The organism is Corynebacterium tuscaniense DNF00037 (assembly GCF_000759055.1).
Taxonomy (GTDB): domain Bacteria; phylum Actinomycetota; class Actinomycetes; order Mycobacteriales; family Mycobacteriaceae; genus Corynebacterium; species Corynebacterium tuscaniense.
Genome location: NZ_JRNG01000020.1, coordinates 13,619 through 38,954 on the forward strand (window position 1 = coordinate 13,619; position 25,336 = coordinate 38,954).

Here is a 25,336-nt window from a genome sequence, read left to right on the forward strand (position 1 = left end):
CGAAACCACCCTTACCCCTCCCCATACAAGGCGAAAGCGCCGCCACCCCGCAACGGGGATAGCGGCGCTTGGCCTGTACTGAAAACAGTAAACGATTAACGCTTGGAGTACTGCGGTGCGCGACGGGCCTTGTGCAGACCAGCCTTCTTACGCTCAACAGCACGAGCATCACGGGTGAGGAAACCGGCCTTCTTCAAGGTCGGACGCTCAGCCGGGTTGTAGATGTTCAGCGCACGGGCAATAGCCAAACGCAGCGCGCCAGCCTGGCCGGTCGGGCCACCGCCACCAATGTTGGCCTTGATGTCGAACTGGCCTTCGCGCTCAAGCAGAACCAGCGGGGACAGAATATCCTGCTGGTGCAGCTTGTTCGGGAAGTAGTCCTCCAGATCACGGCCGTTGACGGTGATCTTGCCTTCGCCCTCAACAACGGTCACACGAGCAATCGCGCGCTTACGGCGACCAACGGTCTGGATCGGGCCCTCGTGGTAAGCCGGAGCTTCAGCCACGACCTCATCTTGAGTGTCAGCCTCAGCAGCGACTGCGTCACCGATGGTGTAGTTGAATTCCTCGGTAGCCGCGGTTGCAGCGTCGATGTCGGTCTCGCCAGCGAGATCGCTAGCGGTATCTGGGGTGATATTCGGCTCGGTCATTACTGCGCCACCTGCTTAAACTCGAAGGTCTCCGGCTTCTGCGCCTCATGCGGGTGCTCAGAGCCGACGTAGACGTGAAGCTTCTTAATGGACTGACGGGAGAGGCGGTTGTGCGGCATCATGCCCTTGACTGCCTCCTCGATGACACGGTCCGGACGCTCATCCAGAGCACGGCCGAGCGTGATGGACTTCAAGCCACCCGGGTAACCGGAGTGACGGTAACGCGTCTCACGCTCACGCTTGTTGGAAGAAATGTGGACCTTGTCAGCATTGATGACAATAACGTGGTCACCGGTGTCGACGTTCGGTGCGAACTGTGGCTTATGCTTACCACGCAGCAAGTCAGCTGCGGTGGAAGCAAGCTTGCCCAGCACCACGTCGGTAGCGTCGATGACGTACCACTTACGGGTAATGTCACCGCTCTTCGGGTGGTAGGTAGACATTCATGACTCCTTGAAGTCTTAAATCTAGAAGGCTGCCGGCCATGGCGTGCTTCCCCGTCCCCATCCCTTATCCGGCGGCCGGTGGAGACCCGGTGAGGTGGGCCGGGCACACATGCACCCGGAAAGAAAACACACAGGGCATCAACTCTAAAGCACCCGCCCCTGAAAACCCAAAACGCCGGCGGGCGGAACATGTCCGCATACCGGCGCCTGGATAACCATTAACCGCGCCTGCCCAGAATGAACCAAATCAAATGAAATGACTAATGGAATGACCTGGGGCAGGCCACGAAGCTTTATCTCTCGTATTAATCCTCCCTACTCTTCTGGGATTTAAGGTCGCATGATCTTAAGACCAGCTGTTTGCTGCCGCGGTGTTGACGGCCTTCATGCGCTGATTGCCCTCTTCAACCGCGCGACCAATGGTGGACAGAATTTCAGCAAGCTCCAAAGCCGCGGCATCCCACTTGTCTTGGTGCTGCTTGTAGCTGGTCGCTGCGTCACCTTCCCAAGCGGAAACCATCGGCTTGATCTGTGCCTTTAGGTCTTCCAGCTGGCCGGTGATTGTGCGCGAGGACGTCTCAATATCTTCCGCAGCCGCAGACAGGGACGCGAAGCTGTACTTAATAACGGACATGATGTGGAATCTCCTTAATCTTTTACAGTGTCAGTGACTTACAGCGGCAGCCCAGCAGAAGCGGCAGACGTGAAGGAATCCGAGTTCTTAGCCTCCACGTTCTCGAAGTTTCCGGCGTTGTCACGGATGTTGTCAGCGATGCCGCGCAGGGCTTCACTCAGGCGACGCTCAGCGTCGTCGAAACGCCTCATGAGACCATCGAAGCTCGTCTGTGCCTGACCGGTCCAGTAGCTGCGGGTAGATTCCGCAATGTCCTGGAGGCGGTTGAGTTCCGTATTCACCGAGTCATTGGTCGCGTCAACGTTGTTCGCGGCCGTGCGCATGACGTCGGCTTCTGTCCTGAATTGATCGTTACTCATCTTTCCCCCGATTGGTGGTTGTGTGATTGATGGAAGTGGTCCGGCTCCTCGATTGGCGCCGTTCCTATTTACTTAGACTGCTTCAGGACCCCATTTGGTTCCCTCACAATCCAAAATTGTGCAAAAAATTTTTTCACACGCGGTCTACCTGCACTTTCTTCAGGCTATGGCGGGTTAAACCGTGCGGTGTCGTTTGCCATCGTGCAGGCGGCCAGCTGAATTGTTGTGGGTGCCGTGCGGCTATGGCAACCAATAGAAATCTGGTAGTCATGCTCAGCCCACGCGACCCAGAGTGCTTCCGAACCATCCGGAAGCACGTGACGGTAGCGGATCTTTCCGCCCACACGTTCAAGCAGAGTGAGTTCCGGGTCTTCGGTGATTTCCTGCTCAATCTGTCCCATTACTGCCTCCGCCGGCACCCCGTATAGAGGGTCCACCGCGAATTGGATGCGCAGGTCCGGGTCGGATCCAGTGGCACGCCACATGTCCTCATCGGGCGCGAGGGCGAAGCCCGCGGGAAGTTCAACGCTCAGGCCATCTTGGCTCAGAGTCACGGTTTCAGGCGCAGGCGCAGGCGCAGGCGTGCTGGAGAGCTCTGCGGAAGACTCAGTAGACGTAGAAGGCGAAGCAGAAGGTGACGCAGGCGCAGAAGCCGTGGATGACGATCCCATCACCCGTCCCATGACAAACCAGATCGCCACAGCACACAGCAGAATCACCACCCCAACAACACCGATGAGCAGTAAGTTCACCCGTCGCCCCTTGTCCTGCACATTAAGGGTGGGGCGGGAAACAGTGACGGTGTCCTGTTCGGAGATGGCGGACGCAGGGGTGTCAATAAGCGAGGCTGCTTCCACGTTGTACTCAGTGAGCAGTGCGCGAAGCTCCTTCACGAGGGTGTCCTCCGCGGCGACCTCAATGCGCACGGACGTGGGGTGCTCGGCGAGCAGCCCACGGACGGAGGCGGCAATGTCGGCGGCGGTCGGCTCGTCGAAGCGATGCAAGTTCGCGGCGCCACTGAAGATCGCGCATCCCTCTGCTACCTCGATGCGCAGCACGTGGCGTGGTTGGTGGAGCGTATGGGTCATGGGGTTTCCTCCCTCGCAGCGATCTGGATGGGGCCAGCATTGTCCCCGGCGCGGACGAGAATGCCGCGGCCCGGGTTAAGTGGGATCGGGCGAACACCGAACAGTTGGCCTTCTTCACGGGTGCCGGAGAAGATGACGGCATCGGGCTGCTGGTCGCGCAGTGTGGACATGAATTGGGACATCAGCGCGCGTGCGGCACCACCGAATTTGCGCGCGACGACAATATGCAGGCCAATGTCTTGAGTATGTGGCAGCAAGGGCATGAGGGGTTGGAGGTGTTCGGGCGGGAGGAGCTCGAAGTCGTCGATAAGCAGGTAGATGTCCGGGCCGGTCCACCAGGAACGCGAGGCGAGCTGCTCCGCGGTGACGTCCGCGCCGGGCAGGCGGGCGGTCAGCGTGGCGGCAGTATCCGCGATCGCAGTGCGCATCGCGTCGGTGGAACTGCCGTATGCCGCGACCATCGTGTGCTGCGCGTGAACCAGGTGCGCGCGACGCGGATCAAGCAGCACGATGCGCGCGCTCTCCCGCGGGAGTGCCGCGACCTGCACAAAGACCGTCTCAATGAGCGTTGACTTGCCGCAACCCGCTTCACCAATAGCCACGAGGTGCTGCGCGTCCAGGTTGATCGGGCCAAGATCGCGTCCGCCACGTCCAAGCAGAATGCTTCCCGATGTCTCCCCTAAACGCACGAACCTCGGCAATACCTTCAACCTTGGCACAGGGGCCTGGTCCGCGGACTGCGCTGCAACATGCGCGATGTCTTCCTTTGAGGTGAACGCGACGAGCATGCTTTGTCCCTGCGGGGTGATGCCGCGGCCGGGCAAGGTTGGAAGTTTTTCTTGTGCCTTGCGGTCGATGACGGAATCCATCGGCTCGGTGAGCTTGAACTCAAAGCGTGTGCCCACCAGGTCGCGCACATTCGGGCGGATCGCGTTCCAACGCTGAGTGGTGAGCACGAGGTGAACGCCGGCGGCGGGACCGTCCGAAGCGATGCGCGCTAGGGCATCACGGAGGTCTTCCAGCTTGGAATCGGGCGCGGTGAGCGAATGCCAGCCGTCGATGACTAAAACGGTGTGGGCAGGCGAGTTGTCCGTGCTCGGGTTATCCGAGCGCGGATTGTCAATGAACCCTTCCACCTCATCGATGATCCGGCGGACTCTTTCCTCATCGGTGCGTTCAGCCACGCCGGCGACATGGGGCAGTGCTTCAAGCGCTTCGTGTTCTCCCCTACCAGCGTCGATGATGTAGAAGCCGATCTGTCTCGTGGTGTGCGTGGCTGCCATCGCAGTGACTAGGGTGCGCACCGCCATCGACTTACCGGTCTGCGGGCCACCCGCGATGGCCACGTGACCACCGGCTGCACTGAGATCACAGGTGAAGGGGTCTTGGCGTTGGCGGTAGGGGTCATCCACAAGCCCGATGCTCGCCGCAAGCTCCCCCGCCGGTTCGCACACATCAGGTAGATTCACCCGCGCCGGCAACGGTGGCAGCCAGATTTTCCGTGCCTGCTCCCCGCGCAGATCAGCGGCGGCCCGGGCAGCGCTGACAACCGCATCGAGCAGCGTTGTCGAAGTATCTGCGGACATTTCCGGAGCTACATCTGCCTCCCACCCGGTGAAAACCCGCACACCCGTCGGTGCCGCGACGCTATTTATACGTCGCATCAGTGGGCCAGAGACGTAAGCAGCTTTGAATCGCGTGACCTCACTCGACGCAGTTTTGAGATACCCGGAACCGGGGTCTGCCGGCAGCTCGTACGCATCTGGAACCCCCAGCACCTGGCGTGATTCCGCCGCAGAGAACGTGCGCAAACCAATCCGGTAGGACAGGTGTGAATCAAGTCCCCGCAGCTTCCCCTCCTCAAGGCGCTGCGAAGCGAGCAGAAGATGCACACCTAGGGAACGGCCTAACCGGCCCACCGCAACAAACAACTCCGCGAAATCCGGGTGCTGCCCCAGCAGTTCAGAGAACTCATCGACCACGATAAGCAGCGCCGGCAGCGGTTCCAGGTCAGGGCGCGCACCCTTGCGCGCGGCGTTGTAGTCACTAGCATTAGCAAAGTTACCGGCCGCGCGCAGTAGCTCCTGACGCCGATTCATCTCACCAGAGATCGCATCAAACATGCGCTCCACCAGCACCGCCTCATCCTCGAGGTTGGTGATCACAGCGGAGGTGTGCGGCAGCCCCTCACACCCCAAGAACGTGGCACCACCTTTGAAATCCACGAGGACAAAATTCAACTCATTCGGTGAATGCGTGGCCGCCAGTGCTGCAACAAGGCTTCTTAAGAGTTCCGATTTGCCGGAGCCCGTCGCTCCAATGCACAACCCATGCGGCCCCATCCCGCCATGAGCAGACTCCTTCAAGTCAAGATAGACCGGTGCACCACTCTTCCCAGGACCTTCAGTGCCGATGGGCACCATGAGTTTCAGTCGCGTCCCTTCCCGGCCCGGCCACATTGTCGTCGGCGTGAGGGATTCCACATCCTCCAAGCCGAGCAACTCCATCAGGTCGCCGCTCCCACTGCCGGTGGTGGAGTCGGGTCGCCGATAGAAAGCAAGGTTGCGAGCAATGAATTCGGCGGCGGGGTTCGGAAAATCGTCGATAAGCCCGAGCTTTTCTTTGCCAGCAGCCGTGAGCGCGTGCAGCTCACCATCACACACAAGGTGCAGCGCGTCGTCCTGGATGAGCGAGGTCTCCCCATCATGAACTGCGATAACGCAGTTGTGTGATGCCGCAATTGCCTCCGGCGACCCCGCCTCCACCACGGCTACAGTGAACTCCGCGGACTCCGGATCTTTGGTGTGTGGCAGCCACTTTGCCCACTCACAGCCCTCCGCCGTGATGTGCAGTCCCACCAACTCTGGCCCATGGAAAAACGCCAACTGTGTGATGATGGACCGCGCCACATTCCTCGCATCCGGCCCCGTCAACGTTACCGCGGGAAAGGCCTCAAGCTGCACCACAACCGGCACCTGCGGGACAACACTGACTGCCGCGATCGTGCGCCGCAAGCTCACCGCACACACCGGATCAAGGTCTTCGGGTGAGCCGGGATCTGGGACATCAATAGGAGTACTCATCCGCGTCATCCCCGTGCCCACCCGCACTTCCAGCGAACGCGGATGATCCTGGCTGCGCTCCCACACACGCTCCGCCGGAACCCCATTGACAAGTGCTTTCGGATGAGGATGAAAGTACTCGACGTGCTCGCGTTGCTGCGCACCGTTCTCCCGCGCACGCGCGGCTAACGCGTCCAGGTGGCGCAGGTACACCCGGCGCGACTCATCAATATCCCCCGCTTTCTCTGGTGGATTAAGCATGGTCAAAAGACCCATGACCATCATGAGGGGAAACACCATCATCATCGGGCTTACGCCACGACCGGACAGCGCCATGATGACCACCATCGCGCCAATCGCCGCAACCATGACGATAGGCATGATCACCTTCATCAGCGGCTCCGGTGGCCGCCGCACCGCGAGTGGCACGGCTTCCGCGTCGAGCTTCCCCGTAGGCATCGGTGGCGCAGCATCAAGTGCGTATTCTGCCTGCTCCCCCGCTTGCACAACGCGGACTGGATCACTGTCAAGCCCAAGCATAAAGTTCCCCCTTGCGAAAAAGATCCCCCCGGATCTTCTGAGAACTAGAAGACCACACCTCTGGCGAAAATGCCAGTGCTTCAACCAAAAATTTTTCTACCTCGGTGCGCGTGTCCCCGGTGTGATGTACATTTGGGCCACTGGTTTGTAGGTTTTTGGGTTTCGTGCCTGCGCGCACGGGGGTGCGCCGGCACGAACAGTAACAGGGGGGGGATTTATATGACTGCACCGTCGCTGCAGCCAACAACATCAACATCGCAGGTAGTGCGCGTATCTATCCGCGCAAATGCGAATGAGTTTGCGCGGTCAATTGATCTTTCCGTACCCACGTCATCCTCATTCAGCGACATTTTGCCGGAGATCGCCCGGCTCATTGATCTGCCACAGATCAATCGTCCGTGGGAATTCAGCACAGCGGCGGGTGCCCCGCTTGATCCGCACACAGCGCTGATGCACATGCGGCTGCGCGACGGCGTGGTTCTCACGCTGCGCCCGCATGAACCGGTTGTCCCTCCAGTCGTGCGCGATGCTGCTGAATCGCTCGCCGCTGACTCCGCACGATCCACGCCACGTGGCGGCATTGACCTGCTTTTTTCGTTGACGGGTGCGGTGGGCGCTGGGTTGTTGGTAGGCACGTTCATCAACCAGTTTGCTGGTGCCGGGATCACAGCATTGCTACTGCTCACAGTGGCCATCGTGGCGCGCTCCCGAGTGCTGTTTCCCATCGCCGCCACCGTCGCGGGGCTGGGCTGTGGTGCGTGGGTCGCTGACTTAAGCAGCGGGCCCGCGTCGCTGCATCCGCTCTCACCTGCCGTGGCGCTTGGAGCGCTGTCCGCCATTGCTGTCACGTGTGTTCTACTTACCGGTGGTTCTGCGTTGCGGCTTGTCAGCCCTCGCTGCGGTGCCGGCCTGGTCACTGCCAGTTGCCTGGTGGCTGCTGGTTCGCTGGGTGCCTGGTTGCCATCGCCGTATGCTCCCGCCGCGCTCATCATTCTTGGGGGGCTCGCCGCAGTGATGGGCACACCCGCCGCTGCCACCCGAGCTGCTGGCCTGCGCATTCCACGTGTCCCTACCGCCGGCCAAGAGTTCTCCATCGCGGACGATTACCAGGAGGATGTGGACCAACGCACGCAGGTGGCACGTCGCGTCGCCGACGGCATCAGCATCGGCGTTGCCGCCTGCACGGTGCCCGCACTCATCCTGCTCGCCTTCGCCGCCACCGCATGGGTCTGTGCACTCGGTATCACGCTTGCCGGCGCGCTCCTCGTCCACGCCTCCCGCCATCACTCCAGCGCACCGCGACTCAGTCTCGGCCTCACCGCCGCTGTTGCTGCAGGCAGTGCCATTCTCACCGTGTCGCTTATCGACGCTCCCCATCCCACCCTCATCGCCCTCACCACACTCCTCACCATCTCCTGCGCCTCCGCCGCAGTCTGGGCCCGGCGAATTCCCGAACTGGAACCCACCACCCTGGTATGGATTGAGCGCGCTGAGGCCGCTGCCATCATCGGGGTGATCCCCGTGGCGGTGTATCTCACCGGAATCTTCGACCTGATCCGGGGGCTGTGAGGATGCGACGCACTGCTCATGCCATAGGTGTGTCTGCCCTGCTATTCGGCTGCCTCGTCCACCTGCCGGCTGTGGCTCAGGCTCAGGACATCGCCTGTGCGGTGGCCGCCCCTGCCGCGGATGGCCCCGAGGGGGCCTATGACGCTGAGGAGCTGGCAGAGCTTCGTCGATTAGCAACCGGCGCCGGCGTCAAAGTCGCCGTCATCGACACCGGAGTGGCCAAAAACCCCCAGCTTGACCAGCTCGTCCCCGGTGCAGATTTTGTCACCCCGGATGACCCGCAACCGTTTTTGGACTGCGATGTCCACGGCACCGTCGTCGCCGGCATCATCGCCGGAACGCAAGTAGGCATCGCCCCCGACGCGGAAATCCTGGCCATTCGGCAATCCTCCGCGCACTACCGTGCGCCACGGGAGCCGGGGGTAGACGCTGCCGAATTCGCCGCCGCGGGAACCGTGGAAACCCTGTCCCAAGCCATCCTTAGTGCCCTGGATGAAGGCGCGCAAGTGATCAACATATCCGTCGTGTCGTGCTTGGAACCGTCCGTGGCACCACGCGTGGATACCCGGGGGCTGGTCGCGGCATTGAACCGCGCGGAACAGGAGGGCGCGATCGTCGTCGCCGCCGCGGGCAACGCCAACCCGGACTGCCCGCCCGGATCCATGGTTTTTCCTGCCCACTTTCCCACGGTGCTTGCCGTCGGTGCCCGCGCCGATTCCCACACCCTGACGGACTATTCACTCCCCGTCCCCAAAGAACACCTGCTCCTGTCCGCCCCGGGGCGCCCCGCCATCGCCTTGTCTCCTGGTTCCGGTGTGTGGGCGGCTGGCATTGCCGCTGACCGCGGTGCCGTCAAACCGTTCGAGGGCACCAGTTTCGCCGCACCAGTGGTGAGCGGAACCGCCGCTTTGCTCAAGCAGCGCTACCCGGATGCTTCCGCCGCACGGATCCGTGGCATCATCGCCGCAGCCGCTGAACCGTCCGGCGGTGCCGTGGACCCGTTGCACACTTTAACCTTCCTGGGAGCCACGAACCCCGCGCACTCGGAAACCGATCCACTGGTACTCACCCCAGAGGTGAAAGCCCATTCACCAGCACCCCTGCGGGCCGGCATCATCGTGGGTGTCCTGACGGTGGCAGGCCTACTGGTCACTGCGGTGGCATCAGCTTTTAGTAGGTCGCGGTCAGCGCGGCTTCCCGGTTCAACTCCGGGCCCGCGGGCAGCAGGCGGATAATCGCCCACGGAACATTTTCTGTGTGGGCTGCCCCGATGACAGACAAAAGTTCCTGGTTGCTTACCTCATGGCGTTGCCCTTGCGCGGAGATAACGTGATAGCCGGCACCCGTGTCCACGGCCACAGCCCCGGCGTCCAAGCCACGGAACCGCGCCGCGGGCGCATCCCCGGATAGCTCCACTGCCCCACCCGCATCGTGGGGTGCAGCCGTAGCCACACGGCCGGTCTCCGTGGCACACACCTCGGCGCCACCAAGCTCCAGCCACTGTGGTGCTTCCTCCGGGATGTCCAGTGGCATCGGCGGATTCGCGTCCGGGTAGGCGGCAATGGCTGAAGCAGTGGTTTTACTCACCTTCGCGCCAGCTTCCCCCAGCACCTCCCGCTGCGTGGGCGTCACCTGCTGGATACCCCCGTGAGGGGTAAGTATCCACGCTTCTGTCTCCGTTTCTAGGACCTCCGGTAGCGGATCCGGCAGGCGGATAGGGGGCAGTTCCCGCATCGCGTTGAGCACACCGTCCGCCTCGCCGACATCCCACCGTGGTGTCGAGGCGTCAATCCCAAGCGTACGGCGCAGAACCCGGGAAGCTGGATCACTAGCAGCAGGCAGTTTTGCCCGGCCGGCTGTGGTGAGGAGCCACTCTTCGCCGCCATAAAGCGCAACGATTCCTTGCCCAGCGTTGAGCTCCTTCACCGGAGTACCTGCTGTGACGGTGATACCTCTTACATTGCGGCCGGTACCCACACATGCGGACCACACCTCATCCTCGCTGTCCGCTGGCGCAAACATCGCTGGTGCTGTTGGCAGGCCGACAGGCACGCCACGAGGCATGGCAGCCAAACGTTCATCACCAATTCGCTGTGGTTCCTCCGGCACACCGGCGATGAGGCGAGCCGAGGTCAGGTTCGTCACCGGGTGGACGGTCTCCCCGACGCGGACGTACAGCGCACCATCCGTCGCCCGTAAGATCGCCGCGGTTCCTGGGTCCGGGTTCGGGCGCAGCCAGGCAAATAAACCACATCCAGCAGCGATGAGCGCCACAGCGATTACTCCAAGTATCGCTGATCGGCGCCGCGACGCCAGCGGGTCATGGATCATTCGGATGTCTCCGTAGATCAGGCCATGTTCCACACGCCGCCGCATGAAACGGTGGCCAGAGACCTGCGATCGTGTGGTAGGAAGCAGCCTTTGCGCCCCCGATTGTTTGTTGTTGTCCGTGCCCACCGGCACATCCCCCCTAGTGGCCTTCATCCCCCAACGCGCACCCACCCCTGTGCGGGCGCGCGACTGCTCTCAAAGTCTAGGGTGCTCCAGGCGGTGCCACAACTGTTTGCAGGCCCCAGCGTTCGCGCGCGTGCGCCTCGGTTTGATTATCGCAACAGCACCAGTGGCGCGACCTGGGCTTTTAGAAACCACAACTGGCGATAGTCAAACCGCTAATTATCAGAACCAGGTGCGCGGGAGGCAACCTCCGATGCTTCCCGACGGTCCCGGGTCACCACAGCACGCGCCGCCAATTCATCGTCCGCTGGGTAGTCCACGCGGGCCAAGGTGAGGCCGCGGGCGGGGGCGAGGCGGATGTGGGGGGAGCGGGCGTCGATAAGCAAAAGGCCTTGAACCCAGTCAGCGGGTTGTTGCCCTGCACCCACGTCGAGACAGCCAGCCACCAGCGCGCGCACCATGTGCCAGCAGAAAGCGTCCGCCGTGACCGTGGCCTCGTAGAGCTCCGTTTCCTCATCCGTGGACACGTCCTCCCAGGTAAACGAGTGGACATCGCGGATCGTCGTCGCATGTGGGCGCGGCTTACAAAACGCCGCGAAGTCGTGAAGGCCCACCAACGTGGTCGCGGCCTGTTGCACCGCATCAAGATCCACCTTCTTCGGCCACACCGCAGTATCGCGCACGCGCAACGGCAACGCGCCCGGCTCCGCCGTGGTCACGCGGTAACGGTACGTGCGGCTCAGCGCCGAAAAACGCGCGTCAAAGCCTTCCGGGGCCTCCGTCACGCGGAGCACCCGCACATCAGGGTCCAGCAACTTTGCTAATCGACGCACCAACCGCCCCGCATCCCCCTCAATCGAACGCTGCTCCAGGCTCGCGCGGGGGACGTCCGCATGCGCGACCTGCCCGGTGGCATGCACTCCAGCATCCGTGCGCCCCGCAACGGTGAGTTCAACTGGATAGCGCAGAACAAGGCTCAGCGCATCCTCGAGAACCCCCTGGACAGTGCGAATCTCCTGACCATCGGCTGGTTTCTGGCGCGCCCAGCCGTGAAACTCCGTCCCGTCATATGCGATATCGAACCGGAGCCGCACCATCTCGCCTGCCTGCTCCGAGGGCAAACCAGGCTCTTGACCACCTGCAGATGCATCTGTCCCTGCGTTCATGGCTTCCACCATAAAGCCCCCGGTTAGTCGCGTTTGAAATCGCCTGATAAACCTGCACGTCACGTGTTGACTATGTGGCTTATGTGTTTAGGAATCCATACGCGACTAACCAACCCGCAAAGCCCCAGGAATCCCCTCCCCGATACACAAAAGCACCCGCTCCCCATGAAAGGGAACGGGCGCTTGGCGCTGAAAGACGCTAGACGTTTACTCCTCGTCCTCAGCCTTATCCTCAGTCGCGGTCTCCTCGGCCGGAGCCTCCTCGACCTTCTCGTCGGATGCAGCCTCTTCAGCCTCAGCCTCAGTCTCTTCAGCCTTAGCTTCTTCGGCCTCAGCCTCAGCCTCAGCGGCCTTCTTCTTGGATGCGGCAGCGCGGGTAGCGCGGGTTGCCTCGGCGGTCACCGTCTCCTCGAGAACGAGGGAGATGTTGGCCATCGGGGCGTTGTCACCCTTGCGGTTCTCCAGCTTGATGATGCGGGTGTAGCCGCCATCGCGGTTCTCAAACAGCGGTGCGAGCTCGTTGAACAGGTAGGCAACGACGTCCTTGTTCGGGATTTCAGCAGCCACTGCACGACGGTCGTTGACCGTGCCGGACTTCGCCTTGGTGATCAGCTTCTCTGCGTACGGGCGCAGAACCTTCGCCTTAGCTTGGGTGGTGTTGATGGAGCCGTTTGCGAACAGCTGGCTAGCCAGGTTGGACAGAATGTGCTTCTGGTGCCCAGCCGAGCCGCCGAGACGCGGGCCCTTCTTCGGGGTAGGCATTGTTACTCCTCGTGTGGTTTATAAATGTGTGCTCGAGCGTGTGCTCAGTGCTTTACTCGGCGTCATCCAGTCCGCCGTCGACAAAGTCGCCGGTTTCTGCGTCGTAGCCTTCAATCTGCGTGGGATCAAAGTCTTCCGGTGCGTCCTTGAGGGTGAGCCCCAGGGATGCAAGCTTGATCTTGACCTCATTGATGGACTTCTGACCGAAGTTACGGATGTCCAGCAGATCAGACTCGGAGCACTCAGCGAGTTCACCGACGGTGTGGATTTCCTGGCGCTTCAAGCAGTTGTAGGAGCGCACAGAGAAGTTCAGGTCCTCAATGGGCATGTTGTAGGCCGCAATGAACTCCGTCTCCTGCGGGGACGGGCCGATTTCAATGCCCTCGGCTGCGGTGTTCAGCTCGCGTGCGAGGCCAAACAACTCAACCAGGGTGGAGCCAGCGGACGCGAGGGCGTCACGGGCGGTCATGGAGTTCTTGGTCTCCACATCGATGATCAGCTTGTCAAAGTCAGTGCGCTGCTCAACACGCGTTGCTTCAACCTTGTAGGAGACCTTCAGCACCGGCGAGTAGATCTGGTCGACTGGGATACGGCCGATCTCGCCACCGGAGTTGGGCATTGCCGGAACGTAGCCACGGCCACGCTCAACGACGAGTTCCATCTCCAGACGTGCGTTCTCATTCAGAGACGCGATATGCAGGTCCGGGTTGTGCACGGTGACATCTGCTGGCAGATCAATGTCTGCGGCGGTGACGTCAGCCGGGCCTTCCTTGGACAGGTACATGACCACCGGCTCGTCAGATTCGGAGGACAAGACCAGGTCCTTAACGTTGAGGATGATCTCGGAAACGTTCTCTTTCACACCATTGATCGTGGTGAACTCGTGGAGCACACCGTCGATCTTGATGGAGGTCACCGCTGCGCCCGGGATGGACGACAGCAGCGTACGACGAAGCGAGTTGCCCAGGGTGTAGCCGAAACCAGGCTCGAGAGGTTCGATGACGAACTTCGAACGGTTGGTATCGATGTATTCCTCGGACAGTTGAGGACGCTGTGAGATGAGCATTGAACTTCTCCTTTATCGGCGACCGCTATATGACGCCGGTAGGTTCCAAACGGCAAATACCGCCAGAACGGGAAAGTGGATGGATGCGCCGGGTAGCGAATCCTGTTGTTTTACTTCGAGTAAAGCTCGACGATGAGCTGCTCCTGCAGCGGAACGTCGATCTGAGCGCGCTCGGGCAGCTGGTGCACGAGGATGCGCAGGGTCTCAGGAACGACCTGCAGCCACGCGGGAACGACAGCATCGACCAGGTTGTCCTGGGCCTCTTCGAACCACAGCATGTTGCGGGACTTCTCGCGGACATCGATGATGTCGTACTGGGTCACACGGTAAGAAGGCACGTTGGTCTTCTTGCCGTTCACGGTGAAGTGACCGTGGGACACCAGCTGGCGGGCCTGGCGGCGAGTGCGTGCCAGACCAGCGCGGTACACAACGTTGTCCAAACGGGACTCCAGGAGAACCAGCAGGTTGTCACCGGTCTTACCCGGGAGGCGGTTAGCCTCCTCGTAGTAGCGGCGGAACTGCTTCTCCATCACACCGTAGGTGAAGCGGGCCTTCTGCTTCTCCTGCAGCTGGAGCAGGTACTCAGATTCCTTGATGCGAGCGCGACCAGCCTGCCCCGGAGGGTACGGACGACGCTCGAAGGACATGTCGCCGCCGACGAGGTCGACGCGGAGGCGACGGGATTTACGGGTAGCAGGGCCTGTATAACGAGCCATGATGTGTTACCTCTATTCCTTTCTGCCTAGTTAAACGCGACGACGCTTCGGCGGACGGCAACCGTTGAACGGCTGCGGCGTCACGTCGGAGATCGAGGACACCTCCAGGCCGGCGGCCTGGATGGAACGGATTGCGGTCTCGCGGCCGGAGCCCGGACCCTTGACAAAGATGTCAACCTTCTTCATGCCGTGGTCCATTGCTTTGCGGGCAGCGTTTTCAGCAGCCATCTGCGCAGCGAACGGAGTGGACTTACGGGAACCCTTGAAGCCGACATGGCCGGAGGATGCCCAGGAGATAACAGCACCGCTCGGGTCCGTGATGGTCACGATGGTGTTGTTGAAGGTGGACTTGATGTAGGCGTGGCCGTTGGCCACGTTTTTCTTAACGACGCGGCGACCAGTGCGACGCGCGCCGGAACGAGTCTTAGGAGCCATGAATTACTTCTTCTTTCCTGCGATGGTCTTCTTCGGTCCCTTACGGGTGCGCGCATTGGTCTTGGTGCGCTGGCCACGGACGGGAAGACCGCGACGGTGGCGCAGGCCCTGGTAAGAGCCAATTTCGATCTTGCGACGGATGTCAGCCTGGACTTCACGGCGGAGGTCACCCTCCACCTTCCAGGAGCTCTCAATGACATCACGAAGAGCAGCAACCTGATCATCGGTCAGGTTGTCAGTGCGCAGGTCAGGAGAAATACCAGTTTTCTCCAACAGTTCCTTGGAACGGGCAGGGCCGATTCCGTAAATGTAGGTAAGTGCGACCTCCATGCGCTTGTTGCGCGGCAGGTCAACACCAGCAAGACGTGCCATGTGGTACGTGCCTTTCAGGTTGTTTCGGTGGTTTTCTCCCTACTCGTCCACGCCACGCGACGCTTGTGTCCGGACCGTACCGGACGATTGGGTCATGATCCACGTGGCTCCAGCCACCGCAGCCGGAGGTAAGAAGGCACACCCACCTTGGGGTATGCCGTGAATAAGGAGGCTTAAAGGTTTACTTGTAGCGGTAGACGATACGTCCGCGTTCCAGGTCGTACGGGGAAAGCTCCACGACAACCCGGTCCTCAGGGAGAATGCGGATGTAGTGCTGGCGCATCTTGCCGCTGATGTGAGCGAGAACTTCGTGCCCGTTGTCCAGTTCGACACGGAACATTGCGTTCTTCAAGGGCTCGACAATGCGACCCTCAACCTCGATTGCGCCTTCTTTAGCCATACACTCCGCTTTCCCGGCACCATGCTTGATGCGGTGAAACCGCTGGTACCTAACGTATTTGAGTCAACTGCTTAGAGCGTGCAGCACAAAACTACACACCGTTTGACAACTATAGCCATCTACCTGCGGGAAAACAAAATTCTTTCACGCTCGACGTGCACCGGTGGCGCGCCATAACTCCCACAAATAAAGGTCTGAATCCGTCAGATCAAAAGCACGGATTTTTTCAAGTTTGTTGCGCACGGTATTCGGGTGAATCTCCGCCATTTTTGCTGCTTTCCCCGTGGAGAACCCGGAGCGCACCAGTGCTTGGACTAATTCTGGCGCACCCGCAATATCTTTCAGCAGGTCATCCAGCTCACGTACACAGTTATAAAGTTCAAACTCTGTGAGCATGGAGGCGGCTTTGATGGTGGGACCGCAATCGTCGATAAGCCTCATGGGCACGCCTGAAAGCGACGCGGCATATGCAGCGATCCGTGCTTGCCTGAGCGCCTGAGAAGCACCGTCATGGGCGTGAAACGGTGCCGATCCTCCCGCGACAGTGCCGAGCTGCGCGCCCATGCGACTCACATAGTCATTGGCGGTTGTCAGAACTGCGGGCGCGTTACCAATGAACCCAACGATGACGGGAACCCTGGCTTGAGCAGCCACTTGAGCGATACGCTCAGCAAATACTGCGCCCTGCTTCGGGCTTTCCCCACCCGCGACCACAAGGCGCAGGCGTGCCTCGGAGGAGAAACCATGCGCCGCCAAAAACGCGGCGATTTTTTCCTGATCTGCTTCGGCCCCAGTGAAACCTTCAAGAAAGACGGTCGCATCTGCAAAAAGGTTGCGCGCGAAGCGCCGTTGGGTTTCGAAGTAGATGTGGAGCAAGTTGGCTAACGTCGCGGCAACTGGATCTTCCTTGTGAGGCGGCTTGCCACTGCGCGTGCCCCGCACAAGCCAGGCATCATGTGTCAACGCACGCTGGGTGTCAGATTCACCCAGAACAGTGGCGTCCAACAACCATCGGCCAAGTTCAAAAGCTGTCTCCGTCTCACGTCCAGCCAGGAGCCGACGAGCAACAGTGCGGCTGGGCAGCGCTCCCACCTGCGCGAGAACTTTGCCCGTGGTTGAGATGACCGCTACCGATTCACCCACCATCGCGGCATACTGCTCTACCAGTGCAACCGCGGGGTTTTCCGCGAGAAGAGCCGGGTTGAGCCTTTCTACCGCACGTAGACGGCGATACATCGCAGCATCTGGGTGCTGGCTTTGTACATTCCGCGCTGCCGCATACACATCGATGCGGCGAAGTGTCGCCTCTGCCTTGAGCACAGGAAAGGAGGCTCGGGATGCAGCTGAGATGAACTCGGCGGGCGGCCCGGAGCCAAGCCACACGATCCCAGCCGCATGGTTAACGGAACGAAGCAGCCCGCGGTTGACCGGTGCACTGCCCTGCTGGTGGATCACCAGCCACCCCGCTGGGATGTCATCTTCTGACGTGCAGATCCCTTCGAACACGGTTGAAGCAGCACCTTCTGTGAGGGGGCGCAGCCGGGGCTCTTCCAAGAGAAGATCTCCGAGGGTTGCCGTGGACACGATTCAACTTTCTCTCATGGGGATGAGCTGTGCATTTGTGGGTTTACACAAGTTTTTGAAACAAGATTCAACTTATCAATATTGACCCGTGTTCACGCCGGCACCATAGTGAGTGAAACCCAGATCACTTTTGGGTCCGAAATGAGATTGGAGTCACTATGGGGCAGAAAGAAAAGCCGTACCGTATCGCCGTCGATGTCGGTGGAACCTTCACCGACGTGGCCATCAGCAACACCCAAACCCACGAATTGACCGTGGCTAAAGTTCCGTCGACACCGCACGACCCTATGGAGGCGGTTCTTAACGGGCTCGCTGAAGGCGGAGTATCCCTCGACGAAGTGGAAATCCTCAGCCACGGCACCACCGTTGCTACGAACGCGCTGATTCAGCGCCGCTTCCCTCCCGCCGCCCTCATCACAACGAAAGGATTCCGGGATGTCCTGGAAATCCGCGATGGCACGAAAGATGAGCTTTGGGATGCATATGTGGATGTTGGGCCGCCGTACATTGCTCGCCGCAACCGCTACGAGGTCACCGAACGCATTGACTATGACGGCGTTGAGCTGACTCCCCTCAATGTGGAAGAAGCCCGCGAGATCGCCCGTATCCTGCGCCGGAAGAAGATTGAGACAGTCGCCGTATGCTTCCTCAACTCCCATGCGAACGCGGAGCACGAGCAGCAGATGGCGCAGATTCTCGCTGAGGAATTGCCGGATGCGGCGGTGTCCACCTCCGCGGAGATCCTGCCCGAGATCTTTGAGTACGAGCGTTTTTCCACAACGGTGTCCAACGCAGTCCTCGCTCCGCTGGTGTCTGGCTACGTCAACCGGTTGTCGGAGCAACTCAAAGAGGGCGGATACACCGGTGATCTGCTTCTCCTCCACTCTGGCGGTGGCTCAATGACACCGCAGATGGTGTCCAAATACCCGGTGCGTCTCGCCGCCTCTGGTATTGCGGCCGGCGCCATTGCCGTCCAAGACATTGCCACTCGTTGTGGATACCCCAACGCGATTGGCCTGGAAATGGGCGGCACCTCCACCGATATTTCGTTGACCTATGAAGGTGAGATCCGCATTACTAAACAGTGGCAAGTGGAGTACGGCTTCCCCATCACTTTTCCCTCCATTGAGGTTCTCACCATTGGTGCTGGCGGTGGGTCTCTCGCGTGGATCGATGATGCTGGGTCGCTGCGCAACGGACCGCAGTCTGCAGGTGCAGATCCAGGCCCCGCATGCTACGAGAGGGGCGGTGACCAGCCCACAAACACTGATGCGAATTTGCTGCTGGGGCGTCTCGGGGACAGCCTCATCGGCGGCGCATTGACCTTGAGTAAGGACGCTGCCAAGGAATCCATCGAGCGCGTGGTTGCAGGCCCGCTCAACCTGGAGCTCGATGTGGCTGCGGAAGACATCATCAAGGTTGCTAACGCGAATATGGCTGATGCGGTGCGCCTGCTGTCCATCCGCCGTGGCTATGACCCACGTGACTTCGTTCTCGTTGTCGGCGGTGGTGCCGGTGCACTGCACGGCGCGGAAGTCGCGCGTGACCTCTCAATTCCCACCGTGGTTGTGCCATATTACCCGGGCGTGACTTCAGCGCAGGGATGCTTGCTCGTGGACATCCGCCATGACTTGTCGCAGATGTACCAGGTCGCTATGCAGGACATTGATGCGAATGATCTGCTTGACACCTTCCATGGCATGGAAGACCGGGCACGTACCAAACTCGCGCATGAAGGGGTGCCCGAAGAGAACATGCGCTTTAAGCGAACTGCGTCGCTGCGTTACCGCGGTCAATGGAGGTCACTCACCGTCGAGTTGCCAGGTTCGGGCACGCTTACCGACGAAGCCTTGGCCCTCTTCCATGAAGAGCACGAACGCGAGTACTCCTTCTCTGATCGGACGAAGGAGGTGGAGCTCTACCAAGTTGGCTTGGTGGCTATCGGTGAGCTTGAGTCCCCACCATTCAAGCGCTATGAGGTCACGGACCCGTCGACTTTGTCGGCGCCTGAGGCTGCGTCGGAACGCGACGTGTACTTCTCCTCCAACGGGGGTTGGGCCACGGTTCCTGTGTACCAACGCGAAGATTTGCAGCCCGGCGTGCGCCTGAGTGGCCCTGCCATCATCGACCAATTTGACGCAACCACTGTTGTTCCTCCGGGTGATCTCGCGGAGATCGACGAGTGGAAGAACATCCGTATCCACATCGGCCAGGCCGAGTAACAAGAGAGGAAAACAGGCAATGTCTATCACACCCACCTCCCGCCGCACACTCGATCCCGTCACTTTCGAGGTTCTCAAGAATGCTTTTGCAACATCTGTGAACCTGATGAGTGAGCAGATCCTGCGCACGTGCTATTCGTTTGTGATTTACTCCCGCGACTTCTCTTCTGCTTTGTGCGATGCGGAAGGAAATACCGTCATGCAGGGCAGCCAGGACATCGCTGTCCACGTGGGTACTCTGCACTTCCAGTGCAAGGCTGTACTCGAGGAATTCGGCGACGACATCCATGAAGGCGATGTCTTTGCGGTCAATGACCCGTACATGGGTGGCACTCACATGAACGATGTTTCGTTCATCCGCCCTATTTTCGCTGAAGGTGAACTCATCGCCTTTGCACAGAACAAGGGACACTGGGCTGATGCCGGCGGCAGTGTTCCCGGTTCCTTTGATGTTTCCGCGAAGACCTTCTACAGCGAAGGGATCCGCATCACGCCAGTGCGGATCTGGAGTCAGGGCCACTACCTGAAGGATGTGGCAAAGATGATCGCCTCCAACACTCGCGACCCAGAGATTGTTATCGGTGACCTTGAAGCGCAGGCAGAGGCCACCGCTGTGTGTGAGCGCGAAGTGCTCCGTCTCGTGGATAAGTACGGTGTAGACACTATCCGCACCGCTTTGCGGGAAGTTCAGGACTATGTCGAGGATATTGTGCGTGCCCGCGCAAAGGAGCTTCCTGACGGCGAATGGTCCACCGTCGATTACATTGATTACGACCCAGCCCACGGCGAAGGCATGGTGCCCGTCAAGGTGACCATGCGCATCAAAGACGATCAGATCTCCTACTCTTTGGACGGCTCCGCGCCCGCTGTGGGCAGCTTCCTCAACGCGGGGTACGGTTCCGCGTTCTCCGGTGTGGTTGCGGGCACGAAGACGTTCTTCCCGGATGTGCCGTTGAACTCTGGCTTGTACCGCGCCTTGGACATTGATCTGGGCAAAGAAGGCACCGTGGTCAACGCAGGTATCCCCCACGCGGTCACCGGTTTCTGTTCCGGCCCGTACGAGAAAATCATGAACGCGGTCTTTGAAATCTGGTCCACCGTCAACCAGGAACGCGCCATCGCCTGCTCCTTCAACTTGGAGTATCTACTGATCGGTGGCTGGGATACGCGGGAAGTACAGCAGTCCGGCGGCAAAGGCGCGTACTTCATGTGGTACGACTGGATGGCCGGTGGCTGGGGTGGTCGCACTGACCGTGACGGTTCCGGGGCAACAGCTCCAGTATTTGGCACCGGCCTGGCCGTGCAGCCGATCGAAGGACAGGAACGTCTCTCCCCCGTGATCACCAGCCACCACAGTGTGGTCACCGATTCCGGCGGGCCGGGCAAGTTCCGTGGCGGAGTGGGTGTGTCCAAGGGTGGCACCCTCACTGACTGCACTGACACAGTGATGAGTTACTGCTGTGACCGCTCACGCAATGTCACCTGGGGTATCAATGGCGGGCTGCCCTCCACACCGCAGGGTGTCTGGCTCAATCGTGACACCCCGGATGAGGAATTCCTTGGGGCACTGTTTTCCAACCACACCATTCGTCCGGGCGATGTTTTCGAGCGCCCCTCCGCTGGTGGTGGCGGATTCGGTGACCCGCTGGACAGGGATCTCAATGATGTCCTGGAGGATGTGATCGATGGCTATGTTTCCATAGAACGCGCAGCGAAAGATTACGGAGCCGTCATCAACGCTATCGATCCAGAGATTGACCACTACGAGGTTGATCAGGATGCAAGCGCGAGCTTGCGGGAAGAACTTCGTTCGACCCGCGCCGCCAAGATCACAGAGGACGCGGAAAGTGTTGCGCAACGTTTCCGGGACGGCGAGCTGGACATCCTGGATCTGGTGCGCCACTACGGTGTCATCCTGGATTGGGCAACCGGCGAACTCCTGCCCACCACCACTCAGCAGTACCGCGAGCAGCTGCAGCGCCGCTCCCTGAGCCACTGGGGCTAGGCCCAGAATAGAAAAACGGCGCTTCCGACTATCCGGGAGCGCCGTTTCTCACACGGAGCTAGAACACGTGCACCTGGTCACCGATGCGCAGTGTGTTGAAGTAATGCTGTGCATCAGCGCGGTACATGCGGATGCAGCCAGCGGACTTGATCGAAGGATCGCCCTGGTGGAACGCGATGCCGTTGTAGGTGAAGTAGGTAGCAAACGGCATGGGCGCGTTGTCGAACTCGAAGGAAATCTCATCGCGCACCTTACGGTTGACGCGGTGGAAGCCCTTCGGGGTGTCCTGTCCCGGCTTGCCGGAGGCCATGCGGACTGGGCCGTAGGTGACCTTGCCGTTTTCCTGCAGCCAGGTGCGTTGGTTGGCAATGTCCACACAGGCGCGAGCAGTTGGGGCGCAGCCAGCCGGCTGGTTCGGCTGAGGGACCGGTGCTGGTGCGGGTGCGGGTGCAGGTGCCGGCGCTGGGCGCGGGGTGCGCTCTGCGATCAGGCCAGGGGCAATACTTTCCACCAACCGGTCAATGTCGGCGTGGAACTGCTGTTCCTGGGCCTTGTTTCCGCCAGCGAGGTTGGTGGCCTGTACGCGCAGTGCGTTGCGCACATCCCACACAGCGTTACGAGCGTTGTTGTTAATGGTCATCGCGGCAGCCTGGAGGCTGTGCTCCGCCTGCTGGAGGAACGGGCTGGTGCTGCTCACGTTCGCGGAAAGGTCAACGGGCTGAGCCTGCGCGGTCACAGGGGTGGCGATAAGACCAATAGCCAGGCCGGTTGCAGCGACGAGGGAGCCGAATCGGCGCGCTAAGCGCTGCACGCGCGTGCCTTTCGGGGGCAGATGTAATTGATGCATGCGGAAAGTATAACTGTTATGTGTGAAAAACATTGCTTCTGCACTCTACAACATTGTCAGAGAGCTGACTATGCGCTGCGCGGTGTCAGGATGCGCGGGCCATCATCCGTGGCGGCCACGGTGTGTTCCCAGTGGGCTGCAGGTGATCCATCAGCGGTAATTACGGTCCAGTCATCCTCCAGCACGAAAGACTCGGTTTCTCCACCAAGGATGAGCATCGGTTCTATCGCAAGCACGGAGCCAGCTTGGATGTAGGGCCCGCGACCAGGATGGCCCTGGTTTTCCAGGTAGGGGTCCTCGTGCATGGTGCGACCAATACCGTGGCCACCGTAGCCCGCGAGGATACCCAGCTTCACGCCAAAGGCGGCCTCGGCTTCGCGGGTGGCGCGTTCGAGGGCATGAGAGACGTCGGTAAGCCGATTGCCTGGAATCATTGCCTGGAGCCCGTCGAGAAGCACGGCGCGTGTTGCACGATTGAGCTTATCGACGTCCCCCGCTAAGTCCCCCACCCCAAAACTCCACGCCGAATCCCCAACCCAACCATCAAAGGTGGCACCGCAGTCGACGGAGACGAGATCGCCTTCCTTCAATACCGCATCGGCAGAGGGGATACCGTGAACCACCACTTCATTAACTGAAGCACAGATGGAACCCGGGAAACCCTGGTAGCCCTTGAAGGTGGGCACTGCACCATGATCACGGATGACTTGCTCGGCGATGGCGTCCAGCTCCAGCGTGGTCACGCCAGGGGCGGCGGCGTCACGCACCGCGGTGAGAGCGCGTCCCACGATCCGGCCGGCAGCCTCCATCGCATCTAGCTCACCCGGGGTTTTCGCGGCAATGGTCTTCTTACGTCCGAACAGCATTGTGTGGTCCCTTTCTTGAAAAAGAGAAGCGCTGGCCTTCGTGTGGCCAGCGCTCATCAATTGGGCAGTTTACTTACCCAGCTTCTCCATCGTGCGGGCATTAACCTGCTCGACTTCACCATCAGCATCAATGTTGATCAGGGCGTCGCCGTAGTGGTCAATCAACGGAGCGGTCTCATCGCGGTAGACCTGCAGGCGCGTGCGGATCGTGTCCTCATTGTCATCAGCACGGCCACGGGCAAGCATCCTGGCCACCACAGTGTCCTCATCGACCTGGAAGTTGATCACACCATCGAGCTTCTGGCCCTGGGAATTCAGGAGCTCCTCCAGGATCTCAGCTTGCTCAACGGTGCGCGGGAACCCGTCGAGAAGCCAGCCGTTCTGGGCATCATCCTCAGCCAGACGCTCCTCCACCATGCGGGCTGTCACCGACGTGGGGACGAGCTTGCCGGCGTCAATGTACTCCTTTGCCTCTACACCCAGCGGGGTTCCCTCGCCGATGTTGGCGCGGAACAAGTCACCGGTGGAGATATGCGGGATACCGAGCTTCTCCGAAATGATCGCCGCCTGGGTGCCCTTACCGGCACCGGGAGGGCCGAGGAGTACAAGTCGCATTATTTCAACAGTCCTTCGTAGTTGGATTGCAGGAGTTGGGATTCAATTTGCTTCACCGTGGTCAAGGCCACGGACACCATAATCAGAATAGCCGTACCACCGAATGCGGACATTCCGCCGGCACCGCTACCCCCGAGACCCATATCAAGGGCGATATTCGGCAGGATGGCAATCAGACCAAGGTAAATCGCACCGACGAACAGCAAACGGTTCATCACAAACGCAAGGTACTGCGCGGTCGGACGGCCAGGACGGATACCTGGAATGAAACCGCCGTACTTCTTCATGTTGTCGGCCTGCTCGTACGGGTCGTACTGAATAGACACGTAGAAGTAAGAGAAGAAGATGATCAACGTGAAGTAGGTCAAAATGTACTGCCACGAAGCCGGGTTCTGCAGCCACGCCATCACGGTGGACATCCACCAGTTATCCGGCGGGGTCGGATCATTCGAGTTCACAATCTGAGTGATCAGAACTGGAACGTACATGAGTGAGGACGCGAAGATCACCGGGATCACGCCAGCCTGGTTGACCTTGAGCGGCAGGTAGGTCGACGTGCCACCGTACTGGCGGCGACCCACCATGCGCTTGGCGTACTGGACCGGGATGCGACGCTGGCCCTGCTCGATGAACACGATGCCCACAACAAGGAAGATCACCGCAGCAATCACCACTGCGAAGATCAACGGCCCAGACTGGCGGAGAATATTCGCCCCATCCGTAGGCAGACGGGTCGCAATACCAGCGAAGATCAGCAGGGACATACCATTGCCCACGCCCTTCTCCGTGATGATCTCACCGAGCCACATGATCAGAACAGCACCGGAGGTCATCACAACCACCATCATGACCAGCGTCCACACCGTGCGGTCTTCAACGAGGACGGGAATACCCTGACCAAGCAGCTGCTCACGGTCCGCCAGGGCTACGATGCCAGCGGACTGCAGCAATGCAAGCGCCACCGTCAGGTAGCGCGTGTACTGCATCATCTTGGCCTGGCCAGCCTGGCCTTCTTTCTTCAGCTCTTCAAACCGCGGAATCACCACGGTGAGCAACTGCGTGATAATCGACGCGGTGATGTACGGCATGATGCCGATAGCAAACACGGACAGCTGCAACAAAGCGCCGCCGGAGAACAAGCTGATCACCGAGAAGATGTTGCCTTGATCTCCCTCAGCGAGGGCGCGAAGACGCTCGGCAATGATGCCGTAATCAACTCCCGGTGTAGGGATTTGCGCGCCAATGCGGTAGAGGATGATCAGAGCTAGCGTGATCAAGATCTTCTTGCGAAGATCAACGTCCTTGAACGCCTGGAAAATGGTGGACACGTGGCCTCCTGGCTTATCCCGCGCGGCTTAAGGCCGCACGGCGATAGCGGACAGTAGATAACGTAATTGACTTGTTTACCCTAGCAGGTGTTAGCAGAAAACATTTATTCCGGTGGCAATTGCTATAAACCGTCCAAAGCACGCTTGCCC

23 protein-coding genes are annotated in these 25,336 nt (G+C 60.2%); 4 read left to right on the top strand and 19 right to left on the bottom strand.

Annotated elements, in window-relative coordinates; genetic code table 11:
* Window positions 1–95: 95 nt before the first annotated feature.
* The 6 genes from rpsI to HMPREF2129_RS05720 all read right to left on the bottom strand — a co-directional run bounded on the left by rpsI (window position 96) and on the right by HMPREF2129_RS05720 (window position 6,779).
* Complete coding sequence (gene rpsI / locus HMPREF2129_RS05695; RefSeq protein ID WP_034664202.1) at window positions 96–650, bottom strand: 30S ribosomal protein S9; 555 nt, start codon at window positions 648–650, stop codon at window positions 96–98.
* Window positions 650–1,093 (bottom strand): 50S ribosomal protein L13, encoded by a 444-nt coding sequence (gene rplM / locus HMPREF2129_RS05700; RefSeq protein WP_034664204.1) that lies wholly within the window; start codon window positions 1,091–1,093, stop codon window positions 650–652. The genes rpsI and rplM overlap by 1 nt, the downstream gene beginning before the upstream one ends.
* Window positions 1,094–1,442: 349 nt before the next feature.
* Window positions 1,443–1,730, bottom strand: a complete 288-nt coding sequence (locus tag HMPREF2129_RS05705; RefSeq protein ID WP_034664206.1) for a WXG100 family type VII secretion target — start codon at window positions 1,728–1,730, stop codon at window positions 1,443–1,445.
* Window positions 1,731–1,768: 38 nt separating this feature from the next.
* A complete protein-coding gene (locus tag HMPREF2129_RS05710; RefSeq protein ID WP_034664208.1) occupies window positions 1,769–2,089 on the bottom strand; it encodes a WXG100 family type VII secretion target in 321 nt (106 codons plus the stop codon).
* A gap of 164 nt (window positions 2,090–2,253) precedes the next feature.
* Window positions 2,254–3,177, bottom strand: a complete 924-nt coding sequence (locus HMPREF2129_RS10615; protein WP_052092848.1) for a type VII secretion-associated protein — start codon at window positions 3,175–3,177, stop codon at window positions 2,254–2,256.
* Window positions 3,174–6,779 (bottom strand): type VII secretion protein EccC, encoded by a 3,606-nt coding sequence (locus HMPREF2129_RS05720; RefSeq protein WP_034664210.1) that lies wholly within the window; start codon window positions 6,777–6,779, stop codon window positions 3,174–3,176. Before HMPREF2129_RS05720 ends, HMPREF2129_RS10615 begins: the two co-directional genes overlap by 4 nt.
* 219 nt (window positions 6,780–6,998) lie before the next feature.
* Between HMPREF2129_RS05720 and eccD the strand changes: the two genes are divergently transcribed.
* Window positions 6,999–8,348, top strand: a complete 1,350-nt coding sequence (gene eccD, locus HMPREF2129_RS05725; protein ID WP_198021526.1) for a type VII secretion integral membrane protein EccD — start codon at window positions 6,999–7,001, stop codon at window positions 8,346–8,348.
* Between the two features lie 29 nt (window positions 8,349–8,377).
* On the top strand, window positions 8,378–9,583 hold the full coding sequence (locus HMPREF2129_RS05730) for a S8 family serine peptidase (protein ID WP_052092850.1): 1,206 nt from the start codon (window positions 8,378–8,380) through the stop codon (window positions 9,581–9,583).
* Here HMPREF2129_RS05730 and eccB read toward each other — a convergent pair.
* From eccB to HMPREF2129_RS05775, 9 genes are all read right to left on the bottom strand, one after another.
* Window positions 9,519–10,832 carry a type VII secretion protein EccB gene (eccB, locus tag HMPREF2129_RS05735; protein WP_084576602.1) on the bottom strand — a complete coding sequence of 438 codons (1,314 nt, stop codon included), beginning with the start codon at window positions 10,830–10,832 and terminating at the stop codon, window positions 9,519–9,521. The two genes, HMPREF2129_RS05730 and eccB, sit on opposite strands and share 65 nt — an antisense overlap.
* A 185-nt stretch (window positions 10,833–11,017) precedes the next feature.
* Complete coding sequence (gene truA / locus HMPREF2129_RS05740) at window positions 11,018–11,968, bottom strand: tRNA pseudouridine(38-40) synthase TruA (RefSeq protein WP_156959243.1); 951 nt, start codon at window positions 11,966–11,968, stop codon at window positions 11,018–11,020.
* Window positions 11,969–12,175: 207 nt separating this feature from the next.
* Complete coding sequence (gene rplQ, locus HMPREF2129_RS05745; RefSeq protein ID WP_034664214.1) at window positions 12,176–12,730, bottom strand: 50S ribosomal protein L17; 555 nt, start codon at window positions 12,728–12,730, stop codon at window positions 12,176–12,178.
* A gap of 52 nt (window positions 12,731–12,782) precedes the next feature.
* Window positions 12,783–13,796 (bottom strand): DNA-directed RNA polymerase subunit alpha, encoded by a 1,014-nt coding sequence (locus HMPREF2129_RS05750; RefSeq protein WP_034664216.1) that lies wholly within the window; start codon window positions 13,794–13,796, stop codon window positions 12,783–12,785.
* 110 nt (window positions 13,797–13,906) lie between these two features.
* A complete protein-coding gene (gene rpsD, locus HMPREF2129_RS05755) occupies window positions 13,907–14,512 on the bottom strand; it encodes a 30S ribosomal protein S4 (protein ID WP_034664218.1) in 606 nt (201 codons plus the stop codon).
* Window positions 14,513–14,542: 30 nt separating this feature from the next.
* Window positions 14,543–14,947: a 30S ribosomal protein S11 gene (gene rpsK / locus HMPREF2129_RS05760; RefSeq protein WP_034664220.1), complete on the bottom strand. Its 405-nt coding sequence runs from the start codon at window positions 14,945–14,947 to the stop codon at window positions 14,543–14,545.
* Window positions 14,948–14,950: 3 nt separating this feature from the next.
* On the bottom strand, window positions 14,951–15,319 hold the full coding sequence (gene rpsM, locus HMPREF2129_RS05765) for a 30S ribosomal protein S13 (RefSeq protein ID WP_034664222.1): 369 nt from the start codon (window positions 15,317–15,319) through the stop codon (window positions 14,951–14,953).
* A 181-nt stretch (window positions 15,320–15,500) separates the two neighbouring features.
* Complete coding sequence (infA, locus tag HMPREF2129_RS05770; protein ID WP_034664224.1) at window positions 15,501–15,719, bottom strand: translation initiation factor IF-1; 219 nt, start codon at window positions 15,717–15,719, stop codon at window positions 15,501–15,503.
* Window positions 15,720–15,863: 144 nt separating this feature from the next.
* Window positions 15,864–17,303: a CdaR family protein gene (locus HMPREF2129_RS05775; protein WP_034664225.1), complete on the bottom strand. Its 1,440-nt coding sequence runs from the start codon at window positions 17,301–17,303 to the stop codon at window positions 15,864–15,866.
* Between the two features lie 158 nt (window positions 17,304–17,461).
* Here HMPREF2129_RS05775 and HMPREF2129_RS05780 point away from each other — a divergent pair, with 158 nt between their 5' ends.
* The gene (locus HMPREF2129_RS05780; RefSeq protein WP_034664227.1) at window positions 17,462–19,525 is read left to right on the top strand and encodes a hydantoinase/oxoprolinase family protein; all 2,064 of its coding nucleotides are present in this window, start codon (window positions 17,462–17,464) and stop codon (window positions 19,523–19,525) included.
* Window positions 19,526–19,544: 19 nt separating this feature from the next.
* Complete coding sequence (locus HMPREF2129_RS05785) at window positions 19,545–21,530, top strand: hydantoinase B/oxoprolinase family protein (RefSeq protein ID WP_034664229.1); 1,986 nt, start codon at window positions 19,545–19,547, stop codon at window positions 21,528–21,530.
* A gap of 58 nt (window positions 21,531–21,588) precedes the next feature.
* Here HMPREF2129_RS05785 and HMPREF2129_RS05790 read toward each other — a convergent pair whose 3' ends face one another.
* From HMPREF2129_RS05790 to secY, 4 genes are all read right to left on the bottom strand, one after another.
* Window positions 21,589–22,377 carry a L,D-transpeptidase gene (locus HMPREF2129_RS05790; protein ID WP_232218109.1) on the bottom strand — a complete coding sequence of 263 codons (789 nt, stop codon included), beginning with the start codon at window positions 22,375–22,377 and terminating at the stop codon, window positions 21,589–21,591.
* A 68-nt stretch (window positions 22,378–22,445) separates the two neighbouring features.
* Window positions 22,446–23,243, bottom strand: coding sequence for a type I methionyl aminopeptidase (map, locus tag HMPREF2129_RS05795; protein WP_034664233.1), 798 nt, complete (start codon window positions 23,241–23,243; stop codon window positions 22,446–22,448).
* Between the two features lie 69 nt (window positions 23,244–23,312).
* Window positions 23,313–23,858, bottom strand: a complete 546-nt coding sequence (locus tag HMPREF2129_RS05800; protein ID WP_034664234.1) for an adenylate kinase — start codon at window positions 23,856–23,858, stop codon at window positions 23,313–23,315.
* Window positions 23,858–25,186, bottom strand: coding sequence for a preprotein translocase subunit SecY (gene secY, locus HMPREF2129_RS05805; RefSeq protein ID WP_034664235.1), 1,329 nt, complete (start codon window positions 25,184–25,186; stop codon window positions 23,858–23,860). The genes HMPREF2129_RS05800 and secY overlap by 1 nt, the downstream gene beginning before the upstream one ends.
* Window positions 25,187–25,336: the final 150 nt, after the last annotated feature.

Excerpts from the sequence above, each read along its gene's own strand:
- HMPREF2129_RS05780 (WP_034664227.1), top strand. The coding sequence starts at position 17,462 with ATGGGGCAGAAAGAAAAGCCGTACCGTATCGCCGTCGATGTCGGTGGA.
- HMPREF2129_RS05785 (WP_034664229.1), top strand. The coding sequence starts at position 19,545 with ATGTCTATCACACCCACCTCCCGCCGCACACTCGATCCCGTCACTTTC.
- HMPREF2129_RS05710 (WP_034664208.1), bottom strand. The coding sequence starts at position 2,089 with ATGAGTAACGATCAATTCAGGACAGAAGCCGACGTCATGCGCACGGCC.
- HMPREF2129_RS05720 (WP_034664210.1), bottom strand. The coding sequence starts at position 6,779 with ATGCTTGGGCTTGACAGTGATCCAGTCCGCGTTGTGCAAGCGGGGGAG.
- rplM (WP_034664204.1), bottom strand. The coding sequence starts at position 1,093 with ATGTCTACCTACCACCCGAAGAGCGGTGACATTACCCGTAAGTGGTAC.
- truA (WP_156959243.1), bottom strand. The coding sequence starts at position 11,968 with ATGAACGCAGGGACAGATGCATCTGCAGGTGGTCAAGAGCCTGGTTTG.
- rplQ (WP_034664214.1), bottom strand. The coding sequence starts at position 12,730 with ATGCCTACCCCGAAGAAGGGCCCGCGTCTCGGCGGCTCGGCTGGGCAC.
- map (WP_034664233.1), bottom strand. The coding sequence starts at position 23,243 with ATGCTGTTCGGACGTAAGAAGACCATTGCCGCGAAAACCCCGGGTGAG.
- rpsD (WP_034664218.1), bottom strand. The coding sequence starts at position 14,512 with ATGGCTCGTTATACAGGCCCTGCTACCCGTAAATCCCGTCGCCTCCGC.
- HMPREF2129_RS05800 (WP_034664234.1), bottom strand. The coding sequence starts at position 23,858 with ATGCGACTTGTACTCCTCGGCCCTCCCGGTGCCGGTAAGGGCACCCAG.
- HMPREF2129_RS05705 (WP_034664206.1), bottom strand. The coding sequence starts at position 1,730 with ATGTCCGTTATTAAGTACAGCTTCGCGTCCCTGTCTGCGGCTGCGGAA.
- HMPREF2129_RS05750 (WP_034664216.1), bottom strand. The coding sequence starts at position 13,796 with ATGCTCATCTCACAGCGTCCTCAACTGTCCGAGGAATACATCGATACC.
- HMPREF2129_RS10615 (WP_052092848.1), bottom strand. The coding sequence starts at position 3,177 with ATGACCCATACGCTCCACCAACCACGCCACGTGCTGCGCATCGAGGTA.
- infA (WP_034664224.1), bottom strand. The coding sequence starts at position 15,719 with ATGGCTAAAGAAGGCGCAATCGAGGTTGAGGGTCGCATTGTCGAGCCC.
- rpsM (WP_034664222.1), bottom strand. The coding sequence starts at position 15,319 with ATGGCACGTCTTGCTGGTGTTGACCTGCCGCGCAACAAGCGCATGGAG.
- rpsK (WP_034664220.1), bottom strand. The coding sequence starts at position 14,947 with ATGGCTCCTAAGACTCGTTCCGGCGCGCGTCGCACTGGTCGCCGCGTC.
- eccD (WP_198021526.1), top strand. The coding sequence starts at position 6,999 with ATGACTGCACCGTCGCTGCAGCCAACAACATCAACATCGCAGGTAGTG.
- rpsI (WP_034664202.1), bottom strand. The coding sequence starts at position 650 with ATGACCGAGCCGAATATCACCCCAGATACCGCTAGCGATCTCGCTGGC.
- HMPREF2129_RS05790 (WP_232218109.1), bottom strand. The coding sequence starts at position 22,377 with ATGCATCAATTACATCTGCCCCCGAAAGGCACGCGCGTGCAGCGCTTA.
- eccB (WP_084576602.1), bottom strand. The coding sequence starts at position 10,832 with ATGAAGGCCACTAGGGGGGATGTGCCGGTGGGCACGGACAACAACAAA.